Raw genomic sequence first — 19,551 nt, 5'->3', positions numbered from 1 at the left:
GAAAATAAAGTTAAATCATTGATATTAAAGACGCGGGATATACTGGTATTACCCAGTGTCAGGCGGCAAAATGCACATCTGCATCCTTGAATCAGTACGCCAGCGAGAAAACAGCCCATGAGCGATCTGGATCGCTATCTGCAAGCCGCCACCCGTGACAACACGCGCCGAAGCTATCGTGCAGCCATTGAACATTTCGAAGTGAAGTGGGGCGGGTTCCTGCCAGCCACGGCTGATAGCGTCGCGCGGTATCTGGTGGCGCATGCTGGGGAGTTATCGATCAATACGCTGAAGCTGCGTCTGTCAGCGTTGGCGCAGTGGCATAACAGTCAGGGCTTTGCTGATCCGACCAAGGCGCCGGTGGTGCGCCAGGTGTTCAAAGGCATTCGCGCCCTGCACCCGGCACAGGAGAAGCAGGCCGAGCCGTTGCAGTTGCAGGATTTGCAGCGCGTCATCGATTGGCTGGAGCACGAAGTGCAAACCGCTAAAGAACAGCAGGATCGCCCGGCGCTGCTCAAGGCTTACCGCGACCGCGCCCTGATTCTTCTGGGATTCTGGCGGGGCTTCCGCAGCGATGAGCTGTGCCGCTTGCAGATTGAACATGTGCAAGCGCATGCCGGCAAAGGCATCACCCTTTATGTGCCACGCAGTAAGGGCGATCGGGAAAACCTCGGGCAGACTTATCAAGCGCCGGCGCTGTTAAAGCTGTGCCCGGTTCAGGCCTACATCGACTGGATCACCGAAGCAGCGCTGGTGCGCGGCCCGGTTTTTCGCAGCATTGACCGCTGGGGCAATCTGAACGAGGAGGGCCTGCATGCCAACAGCATCATCCCTTTACTGCGCCAGGCCTTGCAGCGTGCCGGGATCGCTGCCGAAAACTACACCAGCCATTCCCTGCGGCGCGGCTTCGCCACCTGGGCGCATCAAAGTGGTTGGGATTTGAAATCGTTAATGAGCTACGTCGGTTGGAAGGACATGAAGTCTGCGATGCGTTATGTCGAGGTCAGCCCGTTTCAAGGAATGGCGCGGATTACCGACGTGCCCGCCTAGATATCCATTTCTTCTATTAATACAGTTGCCTAATAGCCAAAACATATCAGCAGCATCAGGTTTGCCAATGAGCCATCCGTCGAGCGAGTGGTTAGGATTCTCCCATCGAATTCACAACCCTGACGGAGAGTCATCAATGCCTATCATCAACAGCCAAGTAAAACCGTTCAAAGCTACCGCGTTCAAAAACGGCGACTTCGTTCAAGTGTCGGACGCTGACCTGAAAGGTAAGTGGTCGGTCGTGTTCTTCTACCCAGCCGACTTCACCTTCGTTTGCCCAACCGAGCTGGAAGACCTGGCGGACAACTACGCTGCCTTCCAGAAACTCGGCGTAGAAATCTACAGCGTTTCCACTGACACCCACTTTGCCCACGCTGCCTGGCACAACACTTCGCCAGCCATCGGCAAAATCGAATACACCATGATCGGCGACCCGACCCACGCCATCTCCCGCAACTTCGACGTGCTGATCGAAGAAGTTGGCCTGGCTGACCGTGGCACCTTCGTGATCAACCCTGAAGGCCAGATCAAAATCGTTGAACTGAACGATGGCGGCGTTGGCCGTGACGCTTCCGAGCTGCTGCGCAAAATCAAGGCTGCTCAGTACGTTGCTGCTCACCCAGGCGAAGTTTGCCCAGCCAAGTGGAAAGAAGGCGAGGCCACTCTGGCTCCGTCCCTGGACCTGGTCGGCAAGATCTAAGTCTGTGACACGCAACTCAGGGCGGTACGCCGCACCTTCTTAAGTACGCTGCACCGCCCAAAAAAATGCCCGGGCGAGATTCGCTCGGGCTTTTTTTCGCCTCAAATAAAGGAAATCGCCCGTATGTTGGACGCCAATCTTAAAGCCCAGTTGAAATCGTACCTGGAACGGGTCACCCAACCGATCGAGATCGTTGCTTCCCTCGACGACGGTGCGAAATCCCGTGAAATGCTGGAACTGCTGAAAGACGTTGCCAGTCTTTCGAGCCAAATTACTTTGATCGACAGCGGTGACGATGCACGCAAGCCATCGTTCTCGATCAACCGCCCGGGCGCCGACATCAGTCTGCGTTTCGCCGGCATCCCGATGGGCCACGAATTTACTTCGCTGGTGCTGGCCCTGCTGCAAGTCGGCGGCCATCCATCGAAGGCCAGCGTTGAAGTGATCGAGCAGATTCGCTCGCTTAAAGGCGAGTTCAGCTTCGAGACTTACTTCTCGCTGTCCTGCCAGAACTGCCCGGATGTTGTTCAGGCGCTGAACCTGATGGCCGTGCTAAACCCGAACATCCGCCACGTCGCCATCGACGGCGCGTTGTTCCAGGATGAAGTCAACGATCGCAAGATCATGGCCGTGCCGAGCATCTACTTGAACGGCGAAAACTTCGGCCAGGGCCGCATGGGCCTGGAGGAGATTCTCGCCAAACTCGACACCGGGGCCATTGAACGTCAGGCCGAAAAAATCAGCGCCAAAGAAGCTTTTGATGTGTTGGTCGTCGGCGGTGGACCGGCCGGTGCTTCGGCAGCGATTTATGCCGCTCGTAAAGGCATCCGCACCGGCGTCGCCGCTGAGCGCTTCGGCGGGCAGGTGCTCGACACCATGGCCATCGAGAACTTCATTTCCGTACAGGAAACCGAAGGGCCGAAACTGGCCACGGCGCTGGAAGAACACGTCAAACAATACGACGTCGACATCATGAACCTGCAGCGTGCCGACAAGCTGATCCCTGGCAAAAACGGCGAGTTGCATGAAGTCCACTTCGCCAGCGGCGCGACCCTCAAAGCCAAGAGCGTGATTCTGGCGACCGGTGCGCGGTGGCGTGAAATGAACGTGCCCGGTGAGCAGGATTACCGCAACAAAGGCGTGGCGTACTGCCCGCACTGCGACGGCCCGCTGTTTAAAGGCAAGCGTGTCGCGGTGATTGGCGGCGGTAACTCCGGTGTTGAAGCGGCGATCGACCTGGCCGGTATCGTTGCTCACGTCACGCTGCTGGAGTTCGACGTCCAGTTGCGCGCCGATGCGGTATTGCAGCGCAAATTGCACAGCCTGAAGAACGTCACCGTGATCACCAGTGCGCAAACCACTGAAGTGACGGGCGACGGGCAGAAGGTCAACGGCTTGCGCTACAAGGATCGCAACAGTGATGAACTGCGCACGGTCCAGCTGGAAGGGATCTTTGTGCAGATCGGTTTGTTGCCGAACACTGATTGGCTCAAAGGCACCATCGAACTGTCGCCGCGTGGCGAGATCATTGTCGATAACCGTGGCGAGACTTCTATCCCGGGAATCTTTGCAGCGGGTGACGTGACGACTGTGCCGTACAAGCAGATCGTGATTGCGGTGGGCGAGGGCGCGAAGGCTTCGCTGAGTGCGTTTGATCACCTGATCCGGACTTCGGCGCCGGCGTAACTGCAAAGCCAGAAATGAAAAACCCCATGAGTGATCATGGGGTTTTTGTTATGCGTGAAATCTGGCCCCTCACCCCCGCCCTCTCCCTAGGGAGAGGGAGCCGACCGAGGTGTATTAAGAGGTACATCGACCTGAAGAACCCAGTCGATTATGGATTCAACACCAATCGTTCAAGTCGGCGTAACCCTGCAATATCCCCCAATCAGTTCCCTCTCCCTTTGGGAGAGGGTTAGGGTGAGGGGCTCTTCAGCGATTACAACGGCGCAGGCTGAATGATCTCAACCCAGTAGCCATCCGGATCCTTGATAAACGCCAGGCTCTTCATGCGGCCATCGGTCAAACGTTTCTGGAAATCACAACCCAGCTCTTCAAACCGTGCACAAGCAGCGACGATATCCGGCACCGAAATGCAGATGTGGCCAAAGCCACGCGGATCGGTGTTGCCGTTGTGGTAAGCGAAGTCGGCATCGTTTTCAGTGCCATGGTTGTGCGTCAGCTCCAGAATGCCCGGAATCGACTTCATCCACTCGGTGCGAGCAGCTGCGTCGGCCGGGATCTGGGCTTTATCGACCAGTGCGAGGAAGTACAGGCTGAACTCGGCTTCCGGGAAATCGCGCTTTTCAACCAGCGAGAAACCCAGCATGCGGGTGTAAAAGTCCAAAGACTTGGTGATGTCTTTCACACGCAGCATGGTGTGGTTGAAAACGAAGTTGCGGGTTGCGCTGTCTGGCGTGGCGGTGACGCCGGGGAAAGTGTTCAGTTCGTGCAGGCTCATGGGCCCTCCAATAACAATGGGCGAGTGAATGGGCGCAATGATACGCATGCCAAACGGCATCGCCAAACCCAAAGCGCGGGCTTGCCCTGTGTGCGGGCGGGCCTCAGACTTTGTGGTTCAACTTTTGAGTGCCTTTGGTAATGATCCGACCGTGCAAATCCCTGTTGGTTTTCTTCGGCGTAGCCTTGATCAGCGCTGCAGCATTGGCCGATGCGCCGAGCATCACCTGGCCCGCGGGCTGGGAGGTGCAAACGCTGACGGACGCCGCGCCGCAGGTTTCACGTCAGCGCGCAGTCAAAAATGACGCCGACGGCAATCAGGTGATGGTGATGGAGCTGACCATGACGCCAGTCGAGACCGGTCATCAGGTCAACCTGCAAGGCGTGTTGCTGGAAATGCGCAAGTCGATACAGAAGGACTTTTTTCAGAGCGGCTATCAAAGTGTTTGCAACCGCGTGCATCCAGCGAATCTAGGCTCGTTGAGTGCACTTGAAACGACGTGTACGGTGACTGAAAACGGTCGTCATGTGCTGTCGCAAACTTTGGTCGCTGCGGTCGATGCGGAAAAGGCTTATGTTCTTTCTTACGCGGGGCAGGCTGAGGTTTATAAGGCAAGCGCTGAGGAAATAGCGGCGGCTCGAAACAGCCTGAAACTTTAATTCGCCGTTCTGTGCTAGATACCCAAAGGCATTAAGCCGAAAGTTAATTTCGGCAGCGTTCGCAACATTCAGCCAAGAAACAATAGATGCAAATGACTCGTGCGCGTTACACGGCAATCGCAACTTGCTTGGCGACATTCGTTGCATTTGTTAGATATCGTCAAAAAAAAAGCCCTGCTTCTGCAGGGCTTTTGTGTTGGCGTGAGATTAACCGCGCAACCAGGAATCAACGGTGGCTGCACCGTATTGTTCTTTCCAGGCTTTCAGGCCGCGGTGGTTGCCGCCCTTGGTCTCGATCAGTTCGCCGGTGTGCGGGTTCTGATAAACCTTGACCACCCGTGCGCGGCGGGTCTTAGGGGCTGCGGATGTTTGCAGGCCGGATTTTGACGGGTTCGGATCGAGAATGGAGATGATGTCCTTCAGGCCTTTGCCGTAGGTTTTCATCAGCCCCTGGAGCTTTTCTTCGAATTCGATTTCTTTCTTGAGCCCGGCATCGTTCTTCAGCGATTCCAGCTGCTTGAGCTGTTCCTGAAGGGCCTTTTCAGCTGCACGAAATTCAGCGAGTCTGGACAATATCTTTACTCCAATAATGTATTTGGCTGATACCAACCGCAAACAAAGCTATAAGCCAAGAGCCTTGTAGCGACTCGGTGATAATGGCTCACCTGCCAATTCTGCACAGGCAACAAAAATTGTAGTTGTTAATGCGTCAAGAGTAAATCCTGTTGTTGTCTTCATGTAACAACAGCGATCTTTTGTATCAATTTGGTGCGCGCGGTCGGCGCACCCGGCTTAAGCCCATTTAGTTAATGATGAGTTAATGCACTAATGAAGTCGGCAGCCGGCATGGGTTTGCCGTACAGATAACCCTGCTGGAAGTTAACGTTATGTGCGGTCAGGTAATCGGCCTGCGCTTGCGTTTCGACGCCTTCGGCAACAATACCCAGATCGAGCTTGGCAGAGAGTTCGATGATGAAATCGAGAATATGCCGCGACAGCGCATCAATACCGATCATGGCGACGAAGCTCTGATCGATCTTCAGGTAGTCGACATTGAATTTGCGCAGGTAACCGAGGCTCGAGTGCCCGGTACCGAAGTCATCGATGGCGATTTTCACGCCGAGGGTGTGCAATTGCTCGAACAGCTGTCGAGTGATATCGGTGGGCTCGATCAGTTCGCGCTCGGTCAACTCAAGCACGAGCGTGATGCTGCCCGCAGTGAATGCCGAAAGAAACTCGCGGCAATCCTCGACCAGTTCCAGATCCTGGCAATGATTGGCGGTGATGTTGATGCCAATGTGAAATGGCGCGACAAACGTCGACGACAAAGGGCCGAGGAGGGCGGCAGTCTGCTGCATTAGCGCGCGGGTCATCGGCACGATCAGTCCGGAATGCTCGGCGAACGGAATAAACAGATCAGGCCGCACCAGCCCCTCTTTGGGATGGTTCCAGCGCATCAGCATCTCAGTGCCGGTCCATTTTTTACTGTCGCCATATACCACGGGTTGAAAGTACGGAATGAACTCACCGGCCTCCAGCGCACGTAACATTTCGTGGCTAGGCGAGATCGAGCGCTTCTGCACGATGTGGCCAATCGCGCCGGAGACCACGCCGAAAAAGATCAGCAGGCTGAACAACGGTGGATATTCATCGCTCATGTAACGCCAGGTTTCACCTTCGGGGAATCCTGCACTCACACTGAAAGCATAGTGAGCAGAGTCACGCATGCTTTGCGCGACCGGCAATTCCGGCAGTGCGCCCTGATGGGTTTTGCCGTCGGCGGACAGCCAGTTATCGCCGACTTGCAGCAACAACAACGTGTCCCGACCAATGAGGCGCAGCACATTGCTCAAGTGGTAACCGTCGAGGGTGGTCAAGGCGCCGCCGCGTCCTTCACTGAGGCGATAAATCAGCAGGGCGGTGTTGGGCGTCACCGGGTTGCCATTCATCAACCACAATTTGCCCTGCGCGTAATCGCCCGCATTGACGGGTTCACTGAACTCACCGAACAGCGAACTGCAATAAAGATTGTCGTCCCACACCAGATTGGTGGAGCGCACGAAAGGCCGGCGGGTGACTTGCTCGCGCAACGCCAGCGTGACCGACTTGCACGGTTGCCCGGCCAATGGCAGCAGCTGTCGCGCCGCTTGCGCAGTGTTATCAAGCATCAGGTCAAACTGACGCAACGCTTCTTCGGCCGTGTGCGCCGTGCTCTGCTGCAACGTGCGTTCGGCCTGCATGTAAAGAATCACGCTGCCCAGAATCACGGGAAGCAAACCGCTGAGCAGCGTCACGATAAGGCGCGTGCTGCGTTTGCGGCGGGGTCTGACGGTTAACGGCATGGGCGCTTCCTGTCGCGTAAAAGTGGAGCTCTTGAATGTAGGCCGGGCAACCGTGCGCCGCCGAAAAAGAGATCAGGCAGAAGGGATGATAGATGGCGGATTGCGCTTGCGCCGCTCATCGGTGATGCATATGTGTTGCCAATTGGGTAAAAACCACGCCAGCGTCGAACAAACGCTTCGGTGAGCATCAAGGGGCAGCAATGATACGGCATCTGCGGCTCTTTTCCGTCGACCCGACACGGCGAATCAACAGGGCCGGCGCTGTTCGGCCCCGGTGCCGCGCAAGGTTGAGCCCGATCAACCTGTGCAACAAACCCCTTGCGCCGGGCGCAAAAAAGCGGATTTTATAGGGAGGGCAGACAAGCCCATTTACGCTGTGTAGAATCGGGTTACGCATACAATAATAATCGTCTTCTGGCAGCAGAAGCCTCGCCCGCAAGAGCCTTGGGTCGACAATGAAGATATTCGGGTTTCAACTGATCTACGGTGACTTCCTCGCCCGCAGTGTGCGCGGCATCTCCTGTGCGCCACCCACCGACCTCGCATGACTGACAAATAACTCTGGTTAATTGATAAGAAATGATGAGGCGTCACCATGGCAGATTTATACGAAAACCCAATGGGCCTGATGGGCTTTGAATTCATCGAGCTCGCATCGCCGGTGCCGGGCACGCTGGAGCCGATCTTCGAGATCATGGGCTTCACCAAAGTCGCCACCCACCGTTCGAAAAACGTGCACCTGTATCGTCAGGGCGCGATCAACCTGATCCTCAACAACGAACCCAACAGCGTTGCTTCGTACTTCGCGGCCGAGCACGGCCCGTCCGTTTGCGGCATGGCGTTCCGCGTTAAAGACTCGCAAAAAGCCTACAACCGCGCACTGGAACTCGGCGCTCAGCCGATCCACATCGAAACCGGTCCGATGGAGCTGAACCTGCCGGCGATCAAAGGCATTGGCGGCGCGCCGCTGTACCTGATCGATCGTTTTGGCGAAGGCAGCTCGATCTATGACATCGACTTCGTGTTTATCGAAGGCGTTGATCGCAACCCGGTTGGCGCTGGCCTGAAGATCATCGACCACCTGACGCACAACGTGTATCGCGGTCGCATGGCTTACTGGGCGAATTTCTACGAGAAGCTGTTCAACTTCCGTGAGATCCGTTACTTCGACATCAAGGGCGAATACACCGGCCTGACCTCGAAAGCGATGACCGCACCAGACGGCATGATCCGTATCCCGCTGAACGAAGAGTCGTCCAAGGGCGCCGGGCAGATCGAAGAGTTCCTGATGCAGTTCAACGGCGAGGGCATTCAACACGTGGCGTTCCTCACTGATGACCTGATCAAGACCTGGGATCAGTTGAAGAAGATCGGCATGCGCTTCATGACCGCGCCACCGGAAACGTATTACGAAATGCTCGAAGGCCGTCTGCCGAACCACGGTGAGCCGGTTGATCAACTGCAATCGCGCGGCATTCTGCTCGATGGCGCGTCGGATCAGGGCGACAAGCGTCTGCTGCTGCAGATCTTCTCGGAAACCCTGATGGGCCCGGTGTTCTTCGAATTCATTCAGCGTAAAGGCGATGATGGTTTCGGCGAAGGTAACTTCAAGGCGCTGTTCGAATCGATCGAGCGTGATCAGGTGCGTCGTGGTGTGCTTGCGACTGAGTAATCCGCTGACGAAATGAAAAATCCCGGCCTGCAGAGATGCAGGGCCGGGATTTTTTTAAGATCAAAAGATCGTCCGATCGCGGCCCGAGCCTTCGGCAGCTCCTACATTTGGAATGCATTTTCCCTGTAGGAGCTGCCGAAGGCTGCGATCTTTTGCTTTTAAGGACGGCGTTGACGCATCAGGTGTTTGAAGCCTTCGAACACCAGCACAATCACCGCCAGCCAGATCGGAATGTACGTCAGCCATTCCCCCGACTTGATGCTCTCACCCAGCAACAACGCCACGCCGAGCAACAACACCGGCTCAACGTAACTCAACAATCCAAACAGACTGAACGGCAGCAAACGGCTGGCAATGATGTACACCACCAACGCCGACGCGCTGATCAAACCGAGCAGCGGAATCAGCCACATCAGCCCCGGGTATTGATCGAACACGCCGAAACCTTGCTCGCCACCCTGCACAAACCAGTAGGCAATTGGCAGCATGAGCGTCATGTCGACCCACAAACCACCGAGGTGATCGGTCTTCAGGTATTTGCGCAGCACGAAGTACAGCGGATAGCCGATCACGACCACCAGCGTCGCCCAGGAAAACCCGCCGACCTGATACAACTCGTTCAACACGCCGAGACTGGCGAAGAACACCGCAATCTTTTGCAGGTACGACAGGCTTTCGCCGTAGGCAATGCGCCCGGTCAGCACCATCGCCAGCGGCAGCAGGAAGTAGCCCAGCGAGACATCGAGGCTGTAGCCGTTGAGCGGCGCCCACATGAACAGCCACAGTTGCACGCCGAGCAGGGCGGCCGAGACGATCAGTCCGGCGATCAACTTTGGCTTCGCGGCCATCAGCCGAACCAGCTCCAGCACACGCCGCCATTCACCGGACACCAGCATGAACACGGTCATGCACGGCACAGTGAGCAGCATCCGCCAGCCAAAGATTTCCACGCCACTCAACGGGGTGAGCAGCGAGGTGTAGTAATACATGACGGCAAACAGCACCGAGGCCGAAACCGATAAAGCGATACCTTTAGACAAACTGTCCTCGCGGGTGGGTGATCAAACGGGGCGCGAAGGATACGTGGTTTTTGTGCTGAATATTGGCCGGATGGTCATTATTTTCAACACATACAGATGAGTAATTGTAGGAGCTGCCGAAGGCTGCGATCTTTTGATTTTGCTTTTTAAAGATCAAAAGATCGCAGCCTGCGGCAGCTCCTGCACGGGGGCGTCAGGTTGTGTGGGGTTTACGGCCAGACACAAAATGGCTCACATCGTTGAAGCCCGGTGTCGACGCATGTCCCGGTGTCACCAGCGAATCGATAAATGCTTCATCCTCGGCCGTAATCTTCACCGCCTGCGCCTTGGTGTACGCATCCCATTGCTCTTCAGTCCGAGGCCCGACAATCGCCGAGGTCACTGCACTGTTGTTCAACACCCAGGCAATCGCAAACTCAACCATGCCGACGCCACGCTGTTCTGTGTACTGCTGAATTTGTTGAGCAATACGCAACGATTCCACGCGCCATTCGGTTTCCAGAATGCGTTTGTCCTGACGCCCGGCGCGGCTGTTGGCGTCTGGCGTTACGTCCGGCGCGTACTTGCCGCTGAGCACGCCACGGGCGAGCGGGCTGTAAGGCACCACGCCGAGGCCGTAAGTTTGCGCGGCAGTGATTTGCTCGGTTTCGGCCTGGCGATTGACGATGTTGTACAGCGGTTGGCTGATCACCGGGCGATCAACGCCGAGTTGGTCGGCGATGCGAATCACCTCGGCAATCCGCCAGCCACGGTAGTTCGACAGGCCCCAGTAGCGAATCTTGCCTTGACGAATCAGATCGCCAATCGCTGAAACGGTCACTTCCAGCGGCGTGTCGTGGTCTTCGCGGTGCAGGTAATAGATGTCGAGGTAGTCGGTGCCGAGCCGCGTCAGGCTCGCATCAATTCCATTGAAAATATGTTTGCGGCTCAAACCGCTGCGGTTCGGCACGCCGTCCACCGGGCCGAATCCGACCTTGGTCGCCAGCACCCAGTCATGGCGATGACGGGCAATCGCTTCGCCGACGATTTCTTCCGAACGGCCCTGGGTGTAAACGTCGGCGGTGTCGATGAAGTTGATGCCCTGATCCCAGGCCTTGTCGATGATTCGCAACGAATCTTCGGCGCTGGTTTGTTCGCCAAACATCATCGTGCCGAGGGTGAGGGTGGACACCTTTAACCCCGAGTGACCCAGTGTGCGATAGCTCATGCCGACATCCTTTTATCGGTGGGAAAGCGTTAATCAAATACCAGAAGCGTGGTGCGGGGCAAAGTGAATTGTTGTGCTCGTTAAACGCAAAAAGATCGCAGCCTGCGACAGCTCCTACAGGAAATGTATTCCAAGGCAGGAGCTGCCGCAGGCTGCGATCTTTTGACCTTTGCTGCTATTTAAGCCCGCAACGTCCGCGTCATGCGCAACGCCAGCAAACTCCCGCCGACAATCACACCCGCCAGCAGATACAGCGCCGCATCGGTCGAACCGGTGCTGTCCTTGACCCAACCCACCAGGTACGGGCTGAGGAACCCAGCCATTTGCCCCATCGAGTTGATCAACGCCAGACCACCGGCAGCAGCACCTGCGCTCAGCATCGCTGTCGGCACCGGCCAGAACATCGGCAAACCGGTCAGCGCGCCCATGGTCGCAATGGTCAGACCAAGAATCGCAATCGCCGGGTTAGCCGCGAAATTCACCGCAATCACCAGACCGATCGCGCCCATCAGCATTGGCACCACCAAGTGCCAGCGACGTTCTTTGCGCAAGTCCGCCGAGCGACCGACCACCAGCATGAACACCGCTGCTAGCAGATACGGGATCGCGCTCAACCAGCCGATCACCAGGTTATCGCTGAAGCCAAGGTTTTTGATGATCGATGGCAGCCAGAAGTTGATCGCGTACACGCCGCTCTGGATGCAGAAGTAGATCAGGCCGAAGGCCCAGATCGCCGGGTTCTTGAACACTGCGAGCAACGAGTCGGACGTGGTCTTCGGCTTGTTCGCCAGATCTTCAGCCTGATCCGCCTCAAGCACTGCGCGCTCATGCGGGGTCAGCCACTTGGCGTTGGCGAAGCTGTCGCTCAGCAGGAAATAGGCGAGGGCGCCGAGCACCACGGTTGGAATGCCTTGCAGCAGGAACATCCACTGCCAGCCGGCCAGACCACCTTGGCCGGCGGCGAAGTGGTTGAGAATCCAGCCGGAAAAAGGGCTGCCGAGCAAACCGGAAACCGGGATAGCCGACATGAACAGCGCCATGATCCGGCCGCGACGGAACGTCGGGAACCACTGCGAGAGATACAGCACGACGCCCGGGAAGAACCCGGCTTCGGCCGCACCGGTAAACAGGCGCAGGGTGTAGAACTCGGTAGGTGTGGTGACGAACAACAGGCAGGTCGACAGCGTGCCCCAGGTGATCATCATCACCGCAATCCAGCGCCGCGGACCGAACTTGGTCAACGCCAGGTTGCTCGGCACGCCGCACAGCACGTAGCCGATGAAGAAAATACCGGCACCGAGGCCGTATACGGTTTCGCTGAATTTCAGAGCGTCGAGCATCTGCAGTTTGGCAAATCCAACGTTGACCCGGTCGAGGTAGTTGAACAAGTAGCAGATGAAGATGAAGGGGATTAAACGCAGGGTGATGCGTTTATAAACGGCATTTTTATCGTCGTCTTTGGTCTGGGTAGCTGCGGCGCTGTGCGACATAGCGGCTCTCTCTTTATTATGATTTTTTGCGATGCACAGGTTAACGTTGATCGCCCCGAGAGTCTCGGTCACCTGTGGCCGGATTGTCTTTGTGCCTGAGCACAGGGTTTGCCGCCAGACCCTGTGCGGCTGAACAACTGTCAGTGCCAGAAAATAAGGATTGCCGCCGTTATGTTCGAACTCGATCACGACCTTGCCCAGGACATCGTCGACCGGGCCATGGCCATTTTGCCCTACAACGTCAATGTCATGGACAGCCAGGGTCTGATTCTGGGCAGTGGCGAACCGGAGCGCATCAACACTCGTCACGAGGGTGCGCAACTGGTGTTGGCCAACGGTCGTGTGGTCGAAATCGATGCGCAGACGGCGGTGCATCTCAAGGGCGTGCAGCCGGGGATCAACCTGCCGCTGCTGCTCGATCAACGTTTGATCGGCGTGCTCGGCATCACCGGCGAGCCGGAATTGCTGCGCACTTACGCCGAGTTGGTGCGCATGACCGCGGAAATGCTCGTCGGCCAGCGCAATCAGCAGGCCGAGCAGCAATGGCGGCGTCAGCGTTGTGATGATCTGCTGGCGTTGCTGTTGAGTGAGGCGGGGGATTCGCCGCGCCTGGTCGATGAAGCGCAGCAACTGGGGCTCAAACCGCAATTGACGCGGATACCGTATCTGTTCGAATTGGGTCTGGAGCATGGGCCGGGGCAGACGGTCGAGGCGCTGAGCGCGTGGCTGACCTCGCGCTATCCGGACAGTTGGTGCGTGAGTTCGGCGAAGACCTCGTTGCTGTGGTGTCGGCCGGCGAGCCAGAACGTCGAGCATGATCGCTTGCTGGAAAAACTCGATGGCCTCGGCTGGAAGGTGTTGCGCATTGCGGTCGGCGGGCAGGCGGACGGCCTTGGCGGATTGCGGCGTTGTTATCGTCGCGTGGGAGATTTGCTGGCTTATGGTCGCGAGGTGTTGCCGCACTCGCGTTTGCTGACGCTCAATCGTTATCGATTGCCGGTGATGTTGTGGCGGCACCGCAACGATGATGCACTGGATGAGTTGCTCAAACCGCTGCGCAAGGTCATCGCCAAGGACGCTAACGGCCAGTTATTGGCGACGCTGCGCAGTTGGTGCGAGCACGACGGCCAGAGTCAGGCTTGTGCGGATGCGCTGGGGATTCATCGCAATAGTCTGCGATATCGAATGGAGCGGATTGCCGAGCTCAGTGGGGTTGATCCGCTGCGGCTGGATGGGATGTTGGCGCTTTATCTTGGGGTGCAGCTGCTTCCCCAGACTGACTCAAACCCTCTGTAGGAGCTGCCGCAGGCTGCGATCTTTTAAAAGCAAAATCAAAAGATCGCAGCCTGCGGCAGCTCCTACACGGGCGTATGCAACCTGCTTTTGTGAAAATGAACAATAAACGCCCGCGCCACTTGTGCAGCGGACAGGCGTCAATGCGCATGCCGACTGGCAGCATGAGGGGCATTGGAACTGGAGAATTCGCATGAAGATCGTCATCGCCCCCGACTCGTTCAAGGACAGCCTGAGTGCCCAAGGCGTCGCCGAGGCCATTGCCCTTGGCCTGGCGCAAGTCTGGCCGCAAGCCACTTTGGTCAAATGCCCGATGGCCGACGGTGGCGAAGGCACGGTCGAGTCGATTCTTGCGGCCTGCGAAGGCGAACTGCGCCGCACCCGCGTGCGTGGCCCGCTGGGCGCGCCGGTTGAGGCGGCGTGGGGCTGGTTGCCGCACAACCACACCGCGATTATCGAAATGGCCGAGGCCAGTGGTTTGCAATTGGTGCCGCCGGGGCAGCGCGATGCGTGCATCAGCAGCACGTTCGGCACCGGTGAATTGATTCGTGCCGCGCTGGATGCCGGCGCGCAACGGGTGATTCTGGCGATTGGCGGCAGTGCGACCAATGACGCGGGTGCTGGGGCGATGCAGGCGTTGGGCGTGAAATTGCTCAATTCGCAAGGACAAGCATTGGTGCCGGGCGGTTTGGCTTTGGCGCAACTGGCGCGACTGGATCTGAGTGACCTCGATCCGCGTCTGGCCGCTGTGCGTTTCGACATTGCCGCCGACGTGAACAATCCGCTGTGCGGCCCGCACGGTGCCTCGGCGATTTTCGGCCCGCAGAAAGGTGCTTCGCCGGCGCAGGTTCAGCAACTGGATCTGGCCCTCGGCCATTTCGCCGAATTGTGCTCGCAGGCATTGGGCAAAGACGTTCGTGATGAGCCGGGTAGCGGCGCAGCGGGTGGATTGGGTTTCGCCGCCAAGGCGTTTCTTGGTGCGCAGTTTCAGGCAGGCGTGGAGGTGGTGGCCGAACTGGTTGGTCTCGCCGAAGCAGTGAAAGGTGCGGATCTGGTGATCACCGGGGAAGGGCGTTTCGATGCGCAGACCTTGCGCGGCAAAACCCCGTTTGGCGTGGCGCGGATTGCCAAGCAGCACAGCGTACCGGTGATCGTGATCGCTGGCACCTTGGGCGAGGGCTATCAGGAACTCTACGGTCACGGCATCGATGCCGCATTTGCCGTGACCAGCGGCCCGATGACGCTGGAGCAGGCGTGTGCCGAAGCGCCGCGTTTGCTGCGTGAACGTGCCACCGATATCGCGCGCGTCTGGCAGATGGCTCACCGTAATTTCTAAACCGCAAAGAGAACCCCTGTGGCGAGGGGATTTATCCCCGTTCGGCTGCGCAGCAGTCGCAATACCTGTAGGCGCGGTTTACCTGACAGATTGCTGGGGGCCGCTTCGCAGCCCAACGGGGATAAATCCCCTCGCCACAAGGGTTGCATTGGTGTTTCATTGCTGTAACACCCTGAAAAATATTTGTGCTTTACCCGCAACCTTCCTCAAGCCTGGCCGATACAGCAATCAGGCGAGCACAAGCATTCTAAAACAGTGACGCCGGACTGAAGCCCACCCCACGGGCCAGTGATCAGGGCATGGACGCTCGTCGCTTCTATCATCCGAGAGTCCAACTATGTCCTTGCGTAACCTGAACATTGCCCCGCGTGCTTTCCTCGGTTTTGCTTTTATCGCTTTGTTGGTGATCGTGCTCGGCGTGTTCGCCGTCAATCGCATGACCACCATCCGCCAAGCCTCCATCGACATGGAAACCAACCAACTGCCCAGCGTCGGTTATCTCGGCGTCGTGACCGAGAACGTCCTGCGCCTGCGCATTTTGTCGTTTCGGGTGTTGGTTAATCGTGAGCCGGCGAGTTTGCAGGAAGCGCAAACGCGAATCGGCGTGCTCGTCGACAAGGTTCGCAGCGCTCAGGCCAGCTATGCCGCATTGCCGGCCGGCGGTGAAGAGCTCGCGCAGTACAAGGCGTTCGCCGCGACGCTCGACAATTACATGCAAGCGCAAAATCAGATGATGGAGCTGTCGCGTCAAGACAAGGTTGATGAGATGCGCACCCTGATCAACACGCGGATCAAGGACGGCACCGACCAGATGGGCGAGCAGCTCAACAAACTGATCGCAATCAACGCCACTGACGCGAAAACTGCGTCCAGCCAAGCAGGCAAATATTACGACAGCGCCATCACCGGCATCATTATCGTCGCGGTGGTTGCCTCCCTTGCCACGGTACTACTGGCGCTGTTGCTGACCCGCAGCATCGTCACTCCGCTGAATCGCGCCGTACTCGCCGCGCAAACCATTGCCGACGGTAACCTCAGCAAAACCATCGAAGTCGACGGCAACGACGAACCGGCGCGTCTGCTTCAGGCCCTGGCGTCGATGCAGACCAACCTGCGCAAAACCATCGAACAAATCGCCGGATCCGCCACGCAACTGGGTGCGGCCGCCGAAGAACTCAGCGCCGTCACCGAAGAAGCCTCCCGTGGCCTGCAGCAGCAAAACAACGAAATCGAGCAAGCCGCCACCGCTGTCAACGAAATGACCGCCGCCGTCGAAGAAGTCGCGCGCAATGCCGTCTCGACCTCCGAAGCCTCGAACCAGTCGACGCAAGCCGCCCGCGAAGGTCGCGATCAAGTGGTGAAAACCGTCGACGCGATTCAGACCATGACCCACGACGTGCAGAACACCGCGCACATGATCGAAGGCTTGGCCACGCAAGGACGCGACATCGGCAAAGTGCTCGACGTGATCCGCGCCATCGCCGAACAGACCAACCTGCTCGCGCTCAACGCGGCGATCGAGGCGGCACGAGCCGGTGAAGCAGGCCGTGGTTTTGCCGTGGTGGCCGACGAAGTCCGCGCTTTGGCCCATCGCACCGCGCAGTCGACCCAGGAAATCGAAAAAATGGTCGCCGGTATCCAGAACGGCACCGGTGAAGCGGTCTCGTCGATGCAGCAAAGCAACCAGCGTACCCAATCCACCCTGGAAATGGCCCGCGCCGCCGGTGTGGCACTCGAGCAAATCACCCAGTCGATCCACCAGATCAACGAGCGCAATCTGGTCATCGCCAGCGCCTCGGAAGAACAGGCGCAAGTCTCGCGCGAAGTCGATCGCAACCTGGTCAACATCCGCGACCTCGCCACGCAATCGGCAGCCGGGGCCAACCAGACCAGCGCCGCGACGCACGAATTGTCGCGTCTGGCGGTGGATTTGAATGCGATGGTGGCGCGTTTTGTGATTTGAGATAGGGTGAAGGCTGGAATCCGCGCCATCAGGAGACGTACATGCGCTATTCAGCCTTGACCCAACGAATCGCCGGGGAAGGAGCCGCTGCCTGGCAGATTCACGACCGCGCGCTGGAGCTGCGCGCCGAGGGGGTCGATGTTTTGTTGTTGAGTGTGGGGGATCCGGATTTCGATACGCCGCTGCCGATCATTCACGGTGCCATCGACAGTTTGTTGGCCGGCGACACGCATTATTCCGAAGTGCGTGGCCGTACGGCGTTGCGCAAGTTGATTGCCGAGCGGCATCGGCGGCGCAGTGGTCAGGCCGTCGATGCCGACCATGTGATTGTCATGCCCGGTGCGCAATGTGCGGTGTATTCGGTGGCGCAATGTCTGCTGGATCACGGCGACGAGGTGATTGTCGCTGAGCCGATGTACGTGACTTACGAAGGGGTGTTTGGTGCTTGCGGGGCGAAAGTCGTGCCGGTGCCGGTGCGGCCGGAGAACGGTTTTCGCGTGGATCCTGCCGATGTCGCTGCGCGTATCACGCCGAAAACCCGCGCCATGTTGCTCAACAGTCCGAACAATCCCAGCGGCGCGAGCCTGTCATTGCTGATCTGGCAGGAACTGGCGGCGCTGTGTATTCGTCATGATCTGTGGCTGATTAGCGACGAGGTTTACAGCGATCTGCTCTATGAAGGACAGCACGTCAGCCCGGCGAGTTTGCCGGGCATGGCTGAGCGCACGGCGACGATCAATAGTCTGTCGAAATCCCATGCCATGACCGGGTGGCGCATCGGTTGGACGATCGGGCCTAAGTCGTTGGCCGAGCATTTGGTCAATTTGTCGTTGAGCATGTTGTTCGGGCTGCCGGACTTTGTGCAGAAAGCCGCAGAAGTGGCGTTGGCGACGGATCTGCCGGAGGTGACGCAGATGCGCGAGGAATATCGTTTGCGCCGGGATCTGGTCTGCGATCGCTTGCGCGGATGCCCGGGTTTGCACCCGATCCGGCCGGATGGCGGGATGTTTGTGATGGTCGATGTGCGCCAGACCGGATTGGGTGCGCAGGCGTTTGCTTCGCAGTTGCTCGAAGGTTATGGGGTTTCGGTGTTGGCCGGTGAAGCGTTCGGGCCGAGTGCGGCGGGGCATATTCGCATTGGGTTGGTGGTCGATCGGGTGAAACTGGCGGATGCCTGTGCGCGGATTGCGTTGTGTGCGGCGCAGCTTTTACAGGTACGCAGTGCCTGATGGATTTGTGTTGCTTTCACCGGCCTCTTCGCGAGCAAGCTTTGCTCCTACAGGTGCAATGCTGATCTGCTTTTGTAGGAGCAGAGCTTGCTCGCGAAGGCGGCTTTGAAAGCGCTACAAAACCTCAGCCCTGCCAGGCAGTTGGATTCACCAGATTCGCCGGTTTCTGCCCAGCCAATGCCGCGAGCAGATTCTCCACCGCACACCGCGCCATCGCTTCGCGCGTTTCATGCGTGGCCGAACCCATGTGCGGCGTCGCCACCACGTTGCTGAGCTGCAACAACGGCGAATCATGATTGAGCGGCTCTCGCTCAAACACATCCAGTCCCGCCGCACGAATACGGTTGTTACGCAGCGCATCAATCATCGCCGTCTCATCAACCACCTTGCCCCGCGAGATGTTGATGAAAATGCTCTCTGGCCGCATCAATACAAATTGCTCAGCACCGATCAAACCTTCGGTCTGCGCCGTCAGCGGCAAGGTCAGGCAAATGAAATCGGCCTGCTGCAACAAGTCTTCAAGGCTTCGATACTGCGCAGCAAATCGCGCCTCAACCGCCGGTTTACGCGAATTGCTGTGATAGATCACCGGCATGCCAAACCCGAAATGCCCGCGCTGTGCCAACGCTTCACCGATGCGGCCCATGCCGATAATCCCCAGCGTCTTGCCATGCACATCGGTGCCGAAATGCGCCGGGCCGATGTTGCGGCTCCATTGACTGCTGCGGACCATGTTCGCCAGTTCCACCACACGGCGAGCAGCGGCGAGGATCAGGGCGAAACCGGTGTCGGCGGTGGTTTCGGTGAGGACATCCGGGGTGTTGGTCAGCAGGATCTTTCGTTGGCTCAGGTAGTCGATGTCGTAGTTGTCGACGCCCACCGAAACACTGGCGATGGCCTCCAGTTGCGGCGCCAGATCAAGCAGCGCCGCATCCAGTTTCAGACTGGCGCCGAGCAAACCCTGGGCGCGGGGCAGGGCATCGCGCAATTGCATGAGGCCGTCGGCATCGAGGCTGTTGATCAGCGTCACTTCGCACTGCCCTTGCAGGCGCGCCATCAGCGCGGGCGACAGTTTTTTGTACAACACGACGTGTTTTTTCATGGCAGAA

The 19,551-nt window shown here is 58.0% G+C and carries 16 protein-coding genes; 9 read left to right on the top strand and 7 right to left on the bottom strand.

Annotated elements, in window-relative coordinates; translation table 11 throughout:
- Positions 1–117 precede the first annotated feature (117 nt).
- The 3 genes from ACP3TY_RS12140 (at position 118) to ahpF (ending at position 3,436) form a co-directional block, all read left to right on the top strand.
- Positions 118–1,050, top strand: a complete 933-nt coding sequence (locus tag ACP3TY_RS12140) for a site-specific integrase (RefSeq protein ID WP_400644935.1) — start codon at positions 118–120, stop codon at positions 1,048–1,050.
- Positions 1,051–1,186: 136 nt separating this feature from the next.
- Positions 1,187–1,750 carry an alkyl hydroperoxide reductase subunit C gene (gene ahpC, locus ACP3TY_RS12135; protein ID WP_007912224.1) on the top strand — a complete coding sequence of 188 codons (564 nt, stop codon included), beginning with the start codon at positions 1,187–1,189 and terminating at the stop codon, positions 1,748–1,750.
- Between the two features lie 123 nt (positions 1,751–1,873).
- Positions 1,874–3,436 (top strand): alkyl hydroperoxide reductase subunit F, encoded by a 1,563-nt coding sequence (gene ahpF / locus ACP3TY_RS12130; RefSeq protein WP_426620094.1) that lies wholly within the window; start codon positions 1,874–1,876, stop codon positions 3,434–3,436.
- A gap of 253 nt (positions 3,437–3,689) precedes the next feature.
- On the opposite strand, the gene gloA is transcribed toward ahpF, so the two are convergent.
- On the bottom strand, positions 3,690–4,211 hold the full coding sequence (gloA, locus tag ACP3TY_RS12125; protein WP_426620093.1) for a lactoylglutathione lyase: 522 nt from the start codon (positions 4,209–4,211) through the stop codon (positions 3,690–3,692).
- A gap of 140 nt (positions 4,212–4,351) precedes the next feature.
- Between gloA and ACP3TY_RS12120 the strand changes: the two genes are divergently transcribed.
- Complete coding sequence (locus ACP3TY_RS12120; protein WP_426620092.1) at positions 4,352–4,870, top strand: DUF4946 domain-containing protein; 519 nt, start codon at positions 4,352–4,354, stop codon at positions 4,868–4,870.
- A gap of 207 nt (positions 4,871–5,077) precedes the next feature.
- Here the strand turns inward: ACP3TY_RS12120 and ACP3TY_RS12115 are convergent, their stop codons facing one another.
- Positions 5,078–5,443, bottom strand: coding sequence for a histone-like nucleoid-structuring protein, MvaT/MvaU family (locus tag ACP3TY_RS12115; protein WP_053120358.1), 366 nt, complete (start codon positions 5,441–5,443; stop codon positions 5,078–5,080).
- Positions 5,444–5,676: 233 nt separating this feature from the next.
- Positions 5,677–7,212, bottom strand: coding sequence for an EAL domain-containing protein (locus ACP3TY_RS12110; RefSeq protein WP_426620091.1), 1,536 nt, complete (start codon positions 7,210–7,212; stop codon positions 5,677–5,679).
- A 595-nt stretch (positions 7,213–7,807) separates the two neighbouring features.
- Between ACP3TY_RS12110 and hppD the strand changes: the two genes are divergently transcribed.
- Positions 7,808–8,884: a 4-hydroxyphenylpyruvate dioxygenase gene (gene hppD / locus ACP3TY_RS12105; protein WP_426620089.1), complete on the top strand. Its 1,077-nt coding sequence runs from the start codon at positions 7,808–7,810 to the stop codon at positions 8,882–8,884.
- A gap of 158 nt (positions 8,885–9,042) precedes the next feature.
- Here hppD and rarD read toward each other — a convergent pair whose 3' ends face one another.
- The 3 genes from rarD to ACP3TY_RS12090 form a co-directional block, all read right to left on the bottom strand.
- Positions 9,043–9,924: an EamA family transporter RarD gene (rarD, locus tag ACP3TY_RS12100; protein ID WP_212550961.1), complete on the bottom strand. Its 882-nt coding sequence runs from the start codon at positions 9,922–9,924 to the stop codon at positions 9,043–9,045.
- 193 nt (positions 9,925–10,117) lie between these two features.
- A complete protein-coding gene (locus ACP3TY_RS12095; protein ID WP_426620088.1) occupies positions 10,118–11,131 on the bottom strand; it encodes an aldo/keto reductase in 1,014 nt (337 codons plus the stop codon).
- Between the two features lie 179 nt (positions 11,132–11,310).
- Positions 11,311–12,621, bottom strand: coding sequence for an MFS transporter (locus tag ACP3TY_RS12090; protein ID WP_053120336.1), 1,311 nt, complete (start codon positions 12,619–12,621; stop codon positions 11,311–11,313).
- A 171-nt stretch (positions 12,622–12,792) separates the two neighbouring features.
- Here ACP3TY_RS12090 and ACP3TY_RS12085 point away from each other — a divergent pair, with 171 nt between their 5' ends.
- From ACP3TY_RS12085 to ACP3TY_RS12070, 4 genes are all read left to right on the top strand, one after another.
- Entirely contained in the window at positions 12,793–13,917 is a 1,125-nt protein-coding gene (locus tag ACP3TY_RS12085; RefSeq protein WP_159812346.1) for a sugar diacid recognition domain-containing protein, read from the top strand.
- A gap of 190 nt (positions 13,918–14,107) precedes the next feature.
- Complete coding sequence (locus ACP3TY_RS12080) at positions 14,108–15,250, top strand: glycerate kinase (protein WP_426620087.1); 1,143 nt, start codon at positions 14,108–14,110, stop codon at positions 15,248–15,250.
- A 337-nt stretch (positions 15,251–15,587) separates the two neighbouring features.
- Entirely contained in the window at positions 15,588–17,213 is a 1,626-nt protein-coding gene (locus ACP3TY_RS12075) for a methyl-accepting chemotaxis protein (RefSeq protein ID WP_053120330.1), read from the top strand.
- A gap of 41 nt (positions 17,214–17,254) precedes the next feature.
- Positions 17,255–18,442, top strand: coding sequence for a pyridoxal phosphate-dependent aminotransferase (locus ACP3TY_RS12070; RefSeq protein ID WP_426620086.1), 1,188 nt, complete (start codon positions 17,255–17,257; stop codon positions 18,440–18,442).
- Between the two features lie 124 nt (positions 18,443–18,566).
- Here ACP3TY_RS12070 and ACP3TY_RS12065 read toward each other — a convergent pair whose 3' ends face one another.
- On the bottom strand, positions 18,567–19,544 hold the full coding sequence (locus ACP3TY_RS12065; RefSeq protein WP_426620085.1) for a 2-hydroxyacid dehydrogenase: 978 nt from the start codon (positions 19,542–19,544) through the stop codon (positions 18,567–18,569).
- Between the last annotated feature and the right edge of the window lie 7 nt (positions 19,545–19,551).

The organism is Pseudomonas rustica (assembly GCF_049959085.1).
Classification (GTDB): Bacteria; Pseudomonadota; Gammaproteobacteria; order Pseudomonadales; family Pseudomonadaceae; genus Aquipseudomonas; species Aquipseudomonas rustica.
This window is presented reverse-complemented; position numbering and strand designations above follow the sequence as displayed.

Bases quoted from the DNA above. Each gene is read 5' to 3' on its own strand.
- ACP3TY_RS12065 (WP_426620085.1), bottom strand. From the start codon at position 19,544: ATGAAAAAACACGTCGTGTTGTACAAAAAACTGTCGCCCGCGCTGATG.
- ACP3TY_RS12120 (WP_426620092.1), top strand. From the start codon at position 4,352: ATGATCCGACCGTGCAAATCCCTGTTGGTTTTCTTCGGCGTAGCCTTG.
- ACP3TY_RS12085 (WP_159812346.1), top strand. From the start codon at position 12,793: ATGTTCGAACTCGATCACGACCTTGCCCAGGACATCGTCGACCGGGCC.
- ahpF (WP_426620094.1), top strand. From the start codon at position 1,874: ATGTTGGACGCCAATCTTAAAGCCCAGTTGAAATCGTACCTGGAACGG.
- ACP3TY_RS12095 (WP_426620088.1), bottom strand. From the start codon at position 11,131: ATGAGCTATCGCACACTGGGTCACTCGGGGTTAAAGGTGTCCACCCTC.
- gloA (WP_426620093.1), bottom strand. From the start codon at position 4,211: ATGAGCCTGCACGAACTGAACACTTTCCCCGGCGTCACCGCCACGCCA.
- hppD (WP_426620089.1), top strand. From the start codon at position 7,808: ATGGCAGATTTATACGAAAACCCAATGGGCCTGATGGGCTTTGAATTC.
- ACP3TY_RS12110 (WP_426620091.1), bottom strand. From the start codon at position 7,212: ATGCCGTTAACCGTCAGACCCCGCCGCAAACGCAGCACGCGCCTTATC.
- ACP3TY_RS12140 (WP_400644935.1), top strand. From the start codon at position 118: ATGAGCGATCTGGATCGCTATCTGCAAGCCGCCACCCGTGACAACACG.
- ahpC (WP_007912224.1), top strand. From the start codon at position 1,187: ATGCCTATCATCAACAGCCAAGTAAAACCGTTCAAAGCTACCGCGTTC.
- ACP3TY_RS12075 (WP_053120330.1), top strand. From the start codon at position 15,588: ATGTCCTTGCGTAACCTGAACATTGCCCCGCGTGCTTTCCTCGGTTTT.
- ACP3TY_RS12080 (WP_426620087.1), top strand. From the start codon at position 14,108: ATGAAGATCGTCATCGCCCCCGACTCGTTCAAGGACAGCCTGAGTGCC.
- ACP3TY_RS12090 (WP_053120336.1), bottom strand. From the start codon at position 12,621: ATGTCGCACAGCGCCGCAGCTACCCAGACCAAAGACGACGATAAAAAT.
- ACP3TY_RS12070 (WP_426620086.1), top strand. From the start codon at position 17,255: ATGCGCTATTCAGCCTTGACCCAACGAATCGCCGGGGAAGGAGCCGCT.